General features: G+C 68.0%; 10 protein-coding genes. 7 read left to right on the top strand and 3 right to left on the bottom strand.

The features are described 5' to 3' along the window. Window positions 1-44 precede the first annotated feature (44 nt). From rsgA to FJU31_RS01530, 3 genes are all read left to right on the top strand, one after another. Entirely contained in the window at window positions 45-1154 is a 1110-nt protein-coding gene (rsgA, locus tag FJU31_RS01520; protein WP_150453263.1) for a ribosome small subunit-dependent GTPase A, read from the top strand. A 100-nt stretch (window positions 1155-1254) separates the two neighbouring features. Further along, window positions 1255-2508: a flavohemoglobin expression-modulating QEGLA motif protein gene (locus FJU31_RS01525; protein ID WP_150453202.1), complete on the top strand. Its 1254-nt coding sequence runs from the start codon at window positions 1255-1257 to the stop codon at window positions 2506-2508. A 706-nt stretch (window positions 2509-3214) separates the two neighbouring features. After that, on the top strand, window positions 3215-5503 hold the full coding sequence (locus tag FJU31_RS01530) for a TonB-dependent receptor (RefSeq protein WP_150453203.1): 2289 nt from the start codon (window positions 3215-3217) through the stop codon (window positions 5501-5503). A 54-nt stretch (window positions 5504-5557) separates the two neighbouring features. On the opposite strand, the gene phbB is transcribed toward FJU31_RS01530, so the two are convergent. From phbB to FJU31_RS01545, 3 genes are read right to left on the bottom strand one after another with little or no spacing between them, the layout of a single operon-like run. Continuing rightward, on the bottom strand, window positions 5558-6298 hold the full coding sequence (phbB, locus tag FJU31_RS01535) for an acetoacetyl-CoA reductase (protein WP_150453204.1): 741 nt from the start codon (window positions 6296-6298) through the stop codon (window positions 5558-5560). Between the two features lie 25 nt (window positions 6299-6323). Beyond that, a complete protein-coding gene (locus FJU31_RS01540) occupies window positions 6324-7652 on the bottom strand; it encodes a CitMHS family transporter (protein WP_150453264.1) in 1329 nt (442 codons plus the stop codon). Between the two features lie 58 nt (window positions 7653-7710). Next, window positions 7711-8847 (bottom strand): OprO/OprP family phosphate-selective porin, encoded by a 1137-nt coding sequence (locus FJU31_RS01545; RefSeq protein WP_150453265.1) that lies wholly within the window; start codon window positions 8845-8847, stop codon window positions 7711-7713. Between the two features lie 616 nt (window positions 8848-9463). On the opposite strand from FJU31_RS01545, the gene FJU31_RS01550 reads away from it, so the two are divergent. From FJU31_RS01550 to FJU31_RS01565, 4 genes are read left to right on the top strand one after another with little or no spacing between them, the layout of a single operon-like run. Continuing rightward, entirely contained in the window at window positions 9464-10156 is a 693-nt protein-coding gene (locus FJU31_RS01550) for a response regulator transcription factor (protein ID WP_150453205.1), read from the top strand. Continuing rightward, window positions 10149-11540 (top strand): sensor histidine kinase, encoded by a 1392-nt coding sequence (locus FJU31_RS01555; RefSeq protein ID WP_150453206.1) that lies wholly within the window; start codon window positions 10149-10151, stop codon window positions 11538-11540. Before FJU31_RS01550 ends, FJU31_RS01555 begins: the two co-directional genes overlap by 8 nt. Beyond that, complete coding sequence (locus FJU31_RS01560) at window positions 11537-12592, top strand: ABC transporter substrate-binding protein (RefSeq protein WP_150453207.1); 1056 nt, start codon at window positions 11537-11539, stop codon at window positions 12590-12592. The genes FJU31_RS01555 and FJU31_RS01560 overlap by 4 nt, the downstream gene beginning before the upstream one ends. A gap of 29 nt (window positions 12593-12621) precedes the next feature. Beyond that, complete coding sequence (locus FJU31_RS01565; protein ID WP_150453208.1) at window positions 12622-13278, top strand: response regulator; 657 nt, start codon at window positions 12622-12624, stop codon at window positions 13276-13278. Window positions 13279-13295: the final 17 nt, after the last annotated feature.

Here is a 13295-nt window from a genome sequence, read left to right on the forward strand (position 1 = left end):
AGGGCCTGCCGTTGTTGGGCTGGCAGGGCATCGGGCCGGTTAGAATGGCGGCGATGACCCAGACCCCCGATTTCAATGCCCTGCAGACCATCGGCTGGCCCTGGCCGGGCCCGCCGCAGCAGGCCGACTGGCAGGCCGCGATGGCCGAGCACCCGCAGGCCCGTCCGGCGCGGGTGATCGAACAGCACCGCACCCACTACGTGGTGGCCGATGGCCCGGAGGCCTCGATCAAGGCCGAGTCGCTGCCGGAATGGCAGCGCCCGCGCTTCCCCAGCCATGAACGGCCGGCGGTGGGCGACTGGGTGCTGCTGGACGGCATCCGCATCGTCGCCCTGCTGCCGCGGCGTACCGCCATCAAGCGTGGTGCGGCCGGTGAGCATTATCACCAGCAGGTAATCGCGGCCAACATCGATACGGTGTTCATCGTCTGTGGCCTGGATGCCGACTTCAACCCGCGCCGCATCGAGCGCTACCTGCTGCTGGTCGGCGGTGGCGGTGCCGAGCCGGTGGTGGTGCTGACCAAGGCCGACCAGACCGAGTACAGCGAAGACGCGCTGGCGGTGCTGGAGGAGCTGGAGCTGCAGGGCATCGCGCTGCACGCGATCAACGGCCTGGATGCCGACAGCGTGTCCGTGCTGGAACCGTGGCTGGGCCCGGGCCGCACGGTGGTGCTGGTCGGTTCGTCCGGTGCCGGCAAATCCACGCTGACCAATACCCTGCTGGGCGAGCAGCGGATGAAGACCAATGCGGTGCGCGCCAACGATTCGCGCGGCCGCCACACCACCACCCACCGCGCGCTGATGCCGCTGCCGATGGGCGCGTGCCTGATCGATACGCCGGGCATGCGCGAGCTGAAGCCGACCGGCGAAGAGACGCTGGCCGAAGGCGGTTTCGCCGATATCGAAGCGCTGGCGGCGCAGTGCCGCTTCAACGACTGCATGCACCAGCAGGAACCGGGTTGCGCGGTGCGCGCGGCCATCGATGCCGGTGAGATCGAAGAGAGCCGGCTGCAGAACTACTTCAAGCTGAAGGAAGAAGTGGCTGCCGCCGCTGCCAAGCTGGCCGTGCGCCAGGCCGAGACCGCGCAGGAGCGCGGCGGCAAGAAGGGCAAGGGCCAGCAGTTCCGCCCGGCCAGCAAGAACCGCCGGCGGTAGCACAGCAGCCGAGCGTGGGCTCGGCTTTCCTGTAGCGCCCGAGCCGATGCTCGGGCGGCGGCGCGCAGCGCCGGACACAGCAGGGCGCTATAGTCCGCCCATGGAAACGACCGCGACGCTGGACCATGACGTGGCCCACCATGCGGCGCTCGACGCGCGACTGGTCGAGGCCGTGGGCGGCATCCGCCTGCTGGGGCTGACCAGTTGGCCGGCAACGGTGCAGGCACCGTTCCTGGACAGCGTGGCCCGCGGCCAGCCGGTGCTGCCGAAGGTGGACTATCCGAAGCTGGACTTCAGCGAGGAGCGCCGCGCGCTGGCCGCCATCGCCGCCGAGTGTGATCCCAGCCATCCGCTGGGCCACTACGTGCAGCAGTCCGCGCAGAGCTGGGACCTGGCCGCGCAGCTGCTGGAAGGCCTGGGCACCGCAGCTGTCGATCGCTGCTCCGTGCAGCTGTTCGGAGCACCGGAACAGCCGCTGCCCGGCAACGGCCCGAGCACGCGCGAGGCGGCCCGTCACTTCATCCAGATCGCCAGCGAGCTCGACAGCGAACTGCTGGCCCCGGAAGAACAGGTGCCTGTTTCGGCCATCGCCCTGCAGTTGCAGCTGCAGAACGATCTCGATGGCTTCTTCGAATCGCGCATCATCCAGGTGCAGCTGGACCCGGAACTCGTTTCCAAGGCCGCCGCCGGCCCGACCCGCATCCGCCTGCGCACCAGTGCCCGATTCAGCGCCTACGATCGCGCCCAGCTGTTCCACCATGAAGCGCTGGTGCACTCGCTCACCGCCTTGAACGGCCGCGAGCAGCCGGTGCTGCCCAGCCTCGCGCTGTCCTCGCCGCGGGTGACCGCCACCCAGGAAGGCCTGGCCACCTTTGCTGAGCAGATCACCGGCAGCATCGACATCGAGCGCCTGAAGCGCATCAGCCTGCGCACCGAAGCCATCGCGATGGCGCGCGAAGGTGCGGACTTCATCGAGGTGTACCGCTACTTCTGCGATGCCGGGCAGAACCCGGAGGAGAGTTTCGCCTCCGCGCAGCGCGTGTTCCGCGGCGTGCCACCGAGCGGCGGCCTGGCCTTCACCAAGGACACGGTGTACCTGCGCGGGCTGGTGTCGGTGCACACGTTCTTCCGCCACATGCTGGCCGAGGACCACCTGCAGGTCTGCCGCTGGTTGTTCGCCGGCAAGATGAGCCTGACCGATGCGATCGCGTTCGCACCGTTGTTCGAGAGTGGCGTGTTGAAGCCGCCGCGCTGGCTGCCGCACTGGGTCAGCCGCGCGAACGGATTGGCGGGAATGCTGGCGTTCTCGCTGTTCGCCAACCGCATACGGATGGACCAGCTGGCGCCGGAGTGAAAGGCGCTGGTGTGGTTTCCGCGCCTTCCTGATATCGGCGAGGAGGAGACGGGTCACCCTGGCCAGGACACGCAAAATCCCCTCCATGGTGCTCGATGGCGCCTTGCTTGTGTGCGCTGTCCTGCGCACACGGCAAGACCGGGATTGGGCGTCCTGCCCAACCCGCCCGAGGCATGCCTCGGGCCCATGGCGCCAACGGTCCTGTCCAGGGTGACCCGCCTCCTCCAGACAGTTTCCTGCGGGCGCGGTGTAAATCCCCACCGAAGGAACTCGCAAAAATCAAAATACAGAACAGGGATCTGACCCTGTGCCGACCAACGGTCGTCACCCACCATCAGCAGCAGGCTCCAACAACAGCGGGTTTCAACAGCTCGCAGGAAACTGTCGAAGGCGGGGTGGGTCCGGTTGCGGGGGCGTGAGCCGCATGGATGCGGCGACCGAGCTTACATGGACGTACTTGCAGCGTCCCCCGCAACCGGGCCCACCCCGCCATCACACGGATAGCCGCTCTTGCCGTTGACGTTGATGTTGACGTTGCATCGAGCGGGTGCAGGGCGCAGCCCTGCCGACAGAACCCCACTAACGAGACGCGCGTCACTGCCCGCAGCACCCGCGCCACTTCGTAAACAACCTTTCATCTTCCACTCGCATAGTGGCGGCGCGCCGTGCCGAGTCGCGGCGGACTCCCCCCATGCAATGGATCCACATGCAGACCCGACACCTCACGATCGCCGTGGCGATCGCGCTTTCCGCCGCCAGCGCGCATGCCGCTGAAACCACCGATGCCACCGCCGACGCCGCACTCAGCGCGCAGACACTGGACGCCGTCTCGGTGATCGGTCAGGGCGAGACCCGCCAGGTGCAGCGCATCACCGCCGTCGACAAGCAGGTGCTGCCGCCGGGCAGCAGTGGCCAGAAGATCCTCGACCGCCTGCCCGGCGTGTCGGTGCAGTCCAACGATGCCTTCGGCGCCAACGAAGAATCGCAGACCATCAGCCTGCGCGGCTTCGACAAGAGCCGTCTCGGCTACACGCTCGATGGCATTCCGCTGGGCGACAACAGCTACGGCAATTACAACGGCCTGAGCATCGCCCGCGCGCTGATCGCCGAGAACCTCGCCGGCGCCGAACTGTCGCAGGGCATCGGTTCGCTGGGCGTGGCGTCCACCAGCAACCTCGGCGGCACCATCCAGTACTTCTCGATGGACCCGTCCACTGAATTCGGCGGCCGTGCCAGCGTCACCGTCGGTGACAACAACCAGCGCCGCGGCTACCTGCGCGTGGATACCGGCGACATCAACGGCTTCTCGGCCTATGTCTCCGGCGTGCACCAGGACCAGGACATGTGGGCCGCGCCTTACCAGAACCAGACCACGCGCCAGTTCAACGCCAAGGCCGTGTGGAACGTCGGCGACCATCGCTTCGGTGCGTTCGCCGCCACCTCGCGCGCCAGCCAGGCCAACTATGCGTACCTGTCTAAGGACATGCTGGACCGCGGCCTGGGCTGGGACTGGAACATCTACGCACCGGACTGGGACCGCGCCGTGGCCGCCGCCTATTGTGCGCCCGGTACGCGTGATCCGGCCAAGTGCCAGTTCAGTGGCGGCGTCAACAGCATCGACGATGCCTACTACCAGAGCCGCGCGCTGCGCGATGACAACCTGTACTCGGTCGATGCCGACCTGCGTCTGGGCGAGCAGGGCCGCCTGAAGCTGATGGCCTACCACCACGACAACCGTGGCCAGGGCCACTGGTGGGCGCCGGGCCAGCCGTCCTACCCGGGCACCGACCGCATGCTGCCGATCTCGATCCGCAGCACCAACTACACGATCAACCGCGATGGCCTGACCACCGCGCTGTCGTGGACGGTAGGCATCCACGAGCTGGAAGCCGGCCTGTGGTACGAGCAGAACGACCATAACGTGTCGCGCAATTTCTACTACATCAGCGGGCCGTTCCTGGACGATCTGTACCTGCAGAACCCCGACCGCCTGCTGTTCAACCAGGACTTCGACATCCGCACGCAGCAGTTCTACGTGCAGGACCGCATGCGCTTCCTCGACCAGCGCCTGACCGTGGACGTGGGTCTGAAGAGCCCGAACACGCGCATGCGCGCCACCGCCAAGGGCGGTGTGGAAACCAGCATCGCTTCGGGCACGCTGACCGCCAAGGAATCGGTGCTGCCGCAGGTCGGCGTGGGCTTCAAGCTCACTGCCAACAACGAGCTGTTCGCTTCGTATGCCGAGAACATCGCCGCCTTCGTCGGCGGCGGCAGCGGTGGCCCGCTGCAGGTCTCGCCGGAATCGTTCGCAGCCAGTGCCGGGCTGGAACCGGAAAAGTCGAAGAGCCTGGAAGCCGGCTTCCGCACCTTCGGTGAGAAGTACCAGGCGTCCATCGCCGCGTACAACGTGACGTTCGACAACCGCTTGCTGTCACTCAACCCGTGTTCGAGCATCGAAGTCGGCACGCGCCCGGAGTGCGTCACCCGCTTCATCAACGTGGGTTCGGTGAAGAGCCACGGGGCGGAACTGACCTTCATCCTCAAGCCGATCGACGGCCTGCAGTGGTACAACGCGCTGTCCTGGAACAGGACCACCTATGAGGACAACTACACCTCGGGAGGCGGAATCGTGCCGGTGGCCGGCAAGATCACCGTGGACACGCCGCAGCGCATGGCGTCCAGCGAAATCAGCTGGAACCGCGATGGCTTCTTCGCCAGCCTGCGTGCCAAGTACACCGGCAAGCGCTATTACACCTACACCAACGACCAGTCGGTGCCGGGCGTGACCACCTTCGATGCGGGCGCCGGTTATGACTTCGGCCCGGGCATGGGCCTGCACAACATACGCGTGTCGTTGAACGCGACCAACCTGACCAACAAGCGGTATGCGGGCCAGCTGAGTTCGTTCGCACCGACCGATCCGAACGGCACGCGTTACGCCATCCATGCCAGCGCGCCGCGCCAGGTGTTCATGACGGTGGCGGCGGAGTTCTGATGGGCAGGGGTCAGCGCCCTTTCGCGCGCGAAAGGGCGCTGACCCCGATGTGCCTCAACCCATATACAACCCACCATTCACCGGGTAATCCGCACCGGTCACATACGACGCTTCATCCGAAGCCAACCAGGCCACCAGGCCGGCCACTTCTTCCGGCCGGCCCAGGCGGCGCACCGGTACCGAGGCAGCCAACCTGTCCAGCACGTCAGGCGGGAAGCTGCTGATCGCTTGGCTGGCGATGTAGCCGGGCGACAAGGTGTTCACGGTGACGCCGCGCGAGGCGACTTCGGCCGCCAGCGCACGGCTGAAACCGTGCATCGCCGCCTTCGCTGTCGCGTAGTTCACCTGGCCGATCTGGCCCTTGTGCGCGCTGACCGAACCGATGTTGACGATGCGGCCCCAGCCACGCGTGGCCATGCCGTCGACCACCTGCTTGGTCAGGTTGAACAGTGCGTTGAGGTTCGAGGCGATCACCGCATTCCAATCCTCCACCGTCATCTGCCGGAACAGCAGGTCGCGGCTGCCGCCGGAGTTGTTGACCAGCACGTCCACCTCGCCCACCTCGGCACGTACTTTGGCGAAGGCCGCCGAGGTCGAGGCCCAGTCAGTGGCGTTGCCTTCGGAGGCGATGAAATCGAAGCCCTGTTCGCGCTGTTGGCGCAGCCAGTTGGCCTTGCGTGGCGAGTTCGGTGCGCAGCCGGCGACCACGGTGTGGCCGGAACGGGCCAGGCTCTGGCAGATGGCAGTGCCGACACTGCCCATGCCGCTGGTGACGTAAGCGATTCGAAGCGTCATTGCAGAAGGCTCCTTGGTGTCCGGATCAGGATGCGAAGGGATACAGGCCGAACAGCAGGCCGCCGACCATCAACAGCAGCGAGATGGCGATCGCCCACTTCAGGGTGAACTTCTGGTGGTCGGCGAATTCGACCTTGGCCAGGCCCACCAGCAGGTAGGTGGACGGCACCAGCGGGCTGAGCAGGTGCACCGGCTGCCCGGCCAGCGACGCGCGCGCCATTTCCACCGGGGTGATGCCGTAGTTGCCGGCGGCCTCGGACAGGATCGGCAGCACGCCGAAGTAGAAGGCATCGTTGGACATGAAGAAGGTGAACGGCATCGACGCGACGGCGGTGATGACGGCCAGGTACGGGCCCCACGATTCCGGGATGATCGCCAGGAAGCTGTGCGACATCGCCTCGACCATGCCGGTGTTGTTGAGGATGCCGGTGAAGATACCCGCAGCGAAAATCAACGCGACCACCGACAGCACGTTGCCGGCGTGGTTGACCACGCGGCGGCGCTGTTCGGCCAGGTTCGGGTAGTTGATGACCAGGGCGATGGCGAAGCCGACCATGAACAGCACCGGCATCGGCAGCACGCCCGCGATCAGTGCACCCATCAGGGCCAGGGTCAGTGCCAGGTTCACCCACAGCAGCTTCGGACGCTTGACGTCCTCGGCGTCTTCCACCGACGGCAGTGCGTTGTTGTCATCGGACACGCTGTTGTCCATCCAGCTGCCACCCTGCGGCAGGGTGACCACGCCGAGGCGGCGACGTTCCTTCATGCCCAGGTACCAGGCCAGCAGCAGCACGCCGGCGCAGGCGATCACCATCGACGGGATCAGCGGCACGAACACATCGGCCGGGTCCACGTGCAGCGCGGTGGCCGCGCGTGCGGTCGGGCCGCCCCATGGGGTCAGGTTCATCACACCGCCGGCGAGGATGGTCACACAGGTCATGTTCAGCGCGTTCATGCCCAGGCGCTGGTACAGCGGCAGCATCGCCGAGACGGTGATCATGTAGGTGGTCGAGCCATCGCCGTCGAGCGAGATCAGCATCGCCAGCACCGCGGTGCCGAGCACGATCTTCATCGGATCGCCCTTGACGAAGCGCAGGATGATGCGTACCAGCGGGTCGAACAGGCCCGCATCGATCATCACGCCGAAGTAGAGGATGGCGAACATCAGCATCACGCCGGTCGGCGCGATCTTCTTGATGCCTTCCAGCATCATCTCGTCGATGTTGGCGCCAAATCCGCCGAGCAGGGCGAAGACGATCGGGATGGTGATCAGGGCGACCAGCGGCGACAGTCGTTTGCTCATGATCAAGTACATGAACGTAATGACCATGCCAAAGCCGAGGATGCTCAGCATCATCTGCGGACTCCTTGCGTACTGCGGTTGAAGGGGGAGAGGGGAGGGAGTGCGTGGCTCAGAAGTCGAACTGCAGGCGGCCGGTGACCGCGCGGGTGCGGTCCAGCGTCACCCCGGCCAGGCGGTCGCGGTTGCGGCTCTGGATTACGTCGAGCATGAAGCGCAGGTTGTCGCGCAGGTACCAGTTGCCGCCCAGCGTCCAGGCGGCGGTGCTGCCGCGGCGCAGGTCCGGTGCGCCATCAAGGTGCTGCGCGCCCCACATCTGGTCGTAGCGCAGCGCCACTTCGAAGGCACCGGCCTTGTGGCGGATGTCCTTGACCCGCGCGAAGCGGCCGGTCCTGCGGTCGTAGGCCTTGCTTTCGCCAGTGACGAACCAACTGAGCATGCCGTAGGCGGCCATCACGTCGCCGCGCTGGACGCCGTCATCGAAGGTGGCGCCGCTGAACTCGCCCTGCCAGGACAGTGGGCCGCGCACCTGCGCGTATTCCAGCGACCACTTGTTGACGTCGGTATCGCGGCCGGCGGAGAAGTCGACCAGGGTCAGGCGGCTTTCGTCGGACAGGTGGCCGGCCGGGCGCGGGCGGATCTTCAGGCCCGGGGTGTCGTTGCTGCCGGGGTTGTCGTAGGCCTCATGGGCCAGCGACAGGCCGAAGTGCAGCACGTCGCCGTCGCTGGGCGAGGGTGACCAGGTGACGCGGCCACCGGCGGCGCGACCCTTCACCTGCCAGGCATCGATGCTCTCCAGGCTGTAGAGGCTGGCGGCCCAGGTGAAATCACCCGGATTGGCCTGCCAGGACGCACCCAGGCGGTACAGTGGCGCCAGCGTGGTGCCGGCGTTGCCGCGCTCCAGGAAGCTGCCGTAGTTGGAGCTGGTGCGGTCATCCAGCGAGAAATACTGCTTGAACTGGCCGACCGTCAGCTTGCCGGCGTTGCCGAAGCTGCGGCTGAGGTAGACATCCTTGGCCTCGACGTGGTCACCGGAAAAGTCCGCCTCGGCCTTGTAATCGACCATGAAGAACTTGCCTGACACGTCCAACCAGGCGCGGCGGATCTCGGTGTCGTCCTTGTTCGGGGTGCCGCGGTCGTCGTTGTCGAACGTGGCGAAATCCAGGTGCAGGCGGCCGCCGACGGTCGCAGTGACTGGCCGATCGTCTTCAGCAAAGGCCGGCGCGGCCAGCGCAGCCAGGGCCATCATGGCGGCGGGGCGCTGCCAGGCAAACTTCAGTTCCACAAACCCTCCCAGGTGCGCGCCGGGCGCGCGGCAATCGTGGGCACCGGATGGTGCGCGGCCGCAGTCTGTGTTGCGTTAGCTGTCATCGTCCTGTCAGCGGTTTGTGCGGTGCAGCGTAAAGCGGCCGCTGCGCTCGCCGGGCGTGGCCCGGCGCTACCACCGCGTGGTCATCCCGGAATGCGTCGGCGCCGGGCCCTCCGGTAGCGCCGGGCCATGCCCGGCGAAGCGCGTCGACGCCGCGATCCCCGGTAGCGCCGGGCCGTGCCCGGCGAAGCATGTCGACGCCGCGCCCCCGGTAGCGCCGGGCCGTGCCCGGCGAAGCATGCCGACGCCGCGCCCCCGGTAGCGCCGGGCCGTGCCCGGCGAAGCATGTCGACGCCGCGATCCCGGGTAGCGCCGGGCCGTGCCCGGCGAAGCATGTCGACGCCGCGCCCCCGGTAGCGCCGGGCCGTGCCCGGCGAAGCATGTCGACGCCGCGCCCCCGGTAGCGCCGGGCCATGCCCGGCGGGTTGCCCGCCACACGCCACCGCGCTGCACGCGGTAGCATTCGCTTCTCCCTGCGTCCCTCTGTTGCCCGCCGATGCGCCTGCTGCTGGTCGAAGACAATCCGGATCTGGCCGATGCCATCATCCGCCGCATGCGCCGCAGCGGCCACGCGGTGGACTGGCAGGCCGACGGCCTGGCCGCCGCCAGCGTGCTGCGTTACCAGAGCTTCGACCTGGTGGTGCTGGACATCGGCCTGCCCAAGCTGGATGGCCTGCGCGTGCTGGCCGGCATGCGCGAGCGCGGCGACAGCACGCCGGTGCTGATGCTGACCGCGCGCGATGGCATCGAAGACCGCGTGCAGGCACTGGACGTCGGCGCCGATGATTACCTCGGCAAACCCTTCGACTTCCGCGAATTCGAGGCGCGCTGCCGCGTGCTGCTGCGGCGTGCACGCGGCCAGGCCAGCGAAGTGGTGCAGATTGGTGGCTTCCAGTTCGACAACGCCGCGCACCGCGTCAGCGTGGACGGCGAGCCGATCGAACTGCCCAACCGCGAATACCGCCTGCTGGAAATCCTGGTCGGCCGCCTCGGCCAGGTGGTGGGCAAGGACGAGATCGGCAACGGGTTGTTCGGCTTCGACGACGAAGCCGGTCCGAATGCCATCGAGCTGTACATCGGCCGCCTGAGAAAGAAGCTGGCCGGTGCACCGCTGCGCATCACCACCGTGCGGGGTGTCGGCTACCTGCTGGAAGAAGCCGGCGACGGCGGCAGCGATGGCGATGGCTGAGGCCCGCAGCGCGGCGTCTGCGCCGGGTTCGCTGCGGCGCACCCTGCTGCTGTACCTGGGCACGCTGCTGGCAGTGTTCGCGGTGGCCCTGCTGTTTGCCGCGCGCGACTACGGCCAGCGCGCCGCCAACCGTTCCTACGACCACCTGCTGGTGTCATCGGCCCTGTCCATCGCCGATTCGGTGGCGCTGGTCGATGGCCAATGGCAGGTGGACCTGCCGTACGCCGCGCTGGATCTGCTGGCGATGGCGGCGGAGGACCGCGTGTTCTATCGGGTGGCCGACAGCCGCGGCAACCTCATCACCGGCTATGGCGACCTGCCCGCGCCACCGCGTCGGCCGGGCACGCAGCCGCAGCTGTTCGATGCGTCCTACAGTGGCGAGACCGTGCGCTTCGTGGTGGTCAGCCGCAGTTTCGCCGCCGCGTCCGCGCAGGGCGAAGTGCAGGTGCAGGTGGGGCAGACCCGCCGGGCGCGCGAGGCGTTGGCGCAGGACATGGTCAACCGCGCGCTGCTGGCCATCGGCGTGCTGTCGCTGCTGCTGCTCGCGCTGGTGGCCTTCGGCGTGCACCGTGCCTTCCGGCCGCTGGTGCGGGTGGAGCGCGAGCTGTCACGGCGCGAGCCGTCCGACCTGAAGCCGCTGGATGCACGCGTGCCGCGCGAGATGGACCAGATGGTCGCGGCGCTGAACCGCTTCATGGAACGCCTGTCCAGCAGCAACGAGACGCTGCGTGCGTTCATGGCCGAGGCCGCGCACCAGATGCGCACGCCGCTGGCCGCACTGCGCGCGCAGGCGCAGCTGGCACTGGATGACGACGACCCGGACGACATGCGGCGCAGCCTGCAGGCCATCGAGCGCAATGCCACCCACATGAGTCGCCTGCTCAACCAGCTGCTCAGCGATGCCAGCGTGATCCACCGTTCCAACCTGCAGCGTTTCGCTGCCGTGGACCTGGCCGAGACCGTGCACCAGGCCCTGCACGAAGCACTGCCGCAGGCCGGTCCTGCGCCGCGCGTGCAGCTGGCGATGACCGCCGAGCCGGTGCAGGTGCATGGCGATGCACTGCTGCTGCGCGAAGCGATCAAGAACCTGGTCGACAACGCGCTGAAGTACGGCGGTGACGGCCCGCTGCAGATCGCGCTGACCGTGGAAGGCGGGCAGGCGGTGCTGACTATCGCCGACCACGGCGCCGGCATTGCCGCCGCCGATGCCGGACGCGTGTTCGAGCGCTTCGCCCGTGGCGAGGGCGCACCGGCCGGTGGCGCCGGCCTGGGCCTGGCCATCGTCAAGCGCGTGGTCGACAGCCACGGCGGCCACATCGACCTGAGCAACCGTCCGCAGGGCGGCCTGGTCGCCACCATCCGCCTGCCCCGGAGCAGTTCATGATCCGCCTGTTCGCCACCGCCTTCGCCCTGCTGCTGGCGCTGCCGGTGCTGGCCGCGCCCGGCGACGTGCGCCGCTTTGCCGCGCAGGGCCCGGCCACCGCGCAGCTGCGCATCCACGGCAGCACCGACATCGAGGTGTTCGCGGTGGTCATCGCCGATTACCAGCGCCTGCACCCCGGCACCGAAGTGGTGTACGAGGACATCATCACCCAGGATCTGTACGCGCGTTACCTGCACGATCGCGCCGGGCCGGATTCGCCGGACTTGCTGATTTCCAGCGGCATGGACCTGCAGACCAAGCTGGTGAACGACGGCCACGCGCTGCCGCACCGCTCGGCGCAGACCGCCGCGCTGCCGGCCTGGGCGCAGTGGCGCAGCGAGGCATTCGGCATCAGCTACGAGCCGGTGGTGATGGTCTACAACACCCGGCGCCTGCCTGCCGCCAAGGCCCCGCATACGCGGCGCCAGCTGCTGGACCTGCTGCGCGCCGAAGGCACGCCGCTGGGCGGCAGGGTCGGCACCTACGATATCGAGCGCAGCAGCGTGGGCTACCTGCTGGCCACCCAGGACGCGCAGCGTGGCAGCATCGCCGGTGCGCTGCTGGGCGCGCTGGGCGACAACGCGGTGCTGCGCGAGGGGCGCACTGGCGTGCTGCTGGACAAGGTCGCCAGCGGCGAGCTGTCGCTGGTCTACAACGTGCTGGGTTCGTATGCCCAGGCACGCATCGATGGCGGTGCGCCGCTGGCCATCATCGAGCCGGAGGACTACACCCTGGTGGTGCTGCGCACGGCGGTGATCCCGCGTACCGGGCCGCACCCGGAAGAAGCGCGCCGCTTCCTTGATTACCTGCTGTCGCCGCGTGGCCAGCAGGTGCTCTCGCGCGAGGCACGGCTGATGCCGATCGTCACCGGCAACGCGCGCAGCGACGACGCGCCGGGACGCAGCCGCCGCCCTATCCAGCTCGGCCCGGGCCTGCTGGTGTACCTGGACGCGCTGAAGCGACGGCAGTTCCTCGATGCCTGGCGCAGCAGCGTGGAGCCGGCCGGGCGCTGACCGCACCGGCCTGCACGTACAATGGCCCCATGAGCGAATACACCATCCTGATCGCCGATGACCACCCGCTGCTGCGTTCGGCGGTGGTGCAGTCGCTGCGGCAGAGCCTGCCGCTGGCGCAGGTGCGCGAGGTGGCCAGCGCCGATGCCCTGGCCGAAGCCCTCGACGCCCAGCCCGAGGTGGACCTGGTGCTGCTTGACCTGACCATGCCCGGTGCGCACGGTTTTTCCGCGCTGCTGCACGTGCGCGGCTCGCATCCGGATATCCCGGTGGTGATCCTTTCCTCCAACGACCACCCGCGGGTGATCCGCCGCGCGCAGCAGTTCGGCGCCGCCGGTTTCATCCCCAAGTCCGCCCCGGCCGAGACCATCGGCCAGGCGGTGCAGGCCGTGCTCGACGGCAGCCTGTGGTTCCCGGCGATGGCGCCGGAGCGCAGCGAGTCCGACGCCCTGCTGGCCGCGCGCCTGGCCCAGCTCACCCCGCAGCAGTTCCGCGTGCTGCTGTGCCTGGCCGATGGCCTGCTCAACAAGCAGATCGCCTACGAACTGGGCTTGGCAGAGAACACGGTGAAGGTGCACGTGACCGCCATCCTGAAGAAGCTCGAGTGCCACAGCCGCACCCAGGCGGCAGTGCTGGTGAAGGCGCTGGAGCCGGAAGGCGACGCCGGCGCTGGGTTGGAACGTTGAAAATGGGCTGTTGACTG

It is taken from the genome of Stenotrophomonas cyclobalanopsidis (assembly GCF_008710035.1).
In the GTDB taxonomy this organism is placed as follows: Bacteria; Pseudomonadota; Gammaproteobacteria; order Xanthomonadales; family Xanthomonadaceae; genus Stenotrophomonas; species Stenotrophomonas cyclobalanopsidis.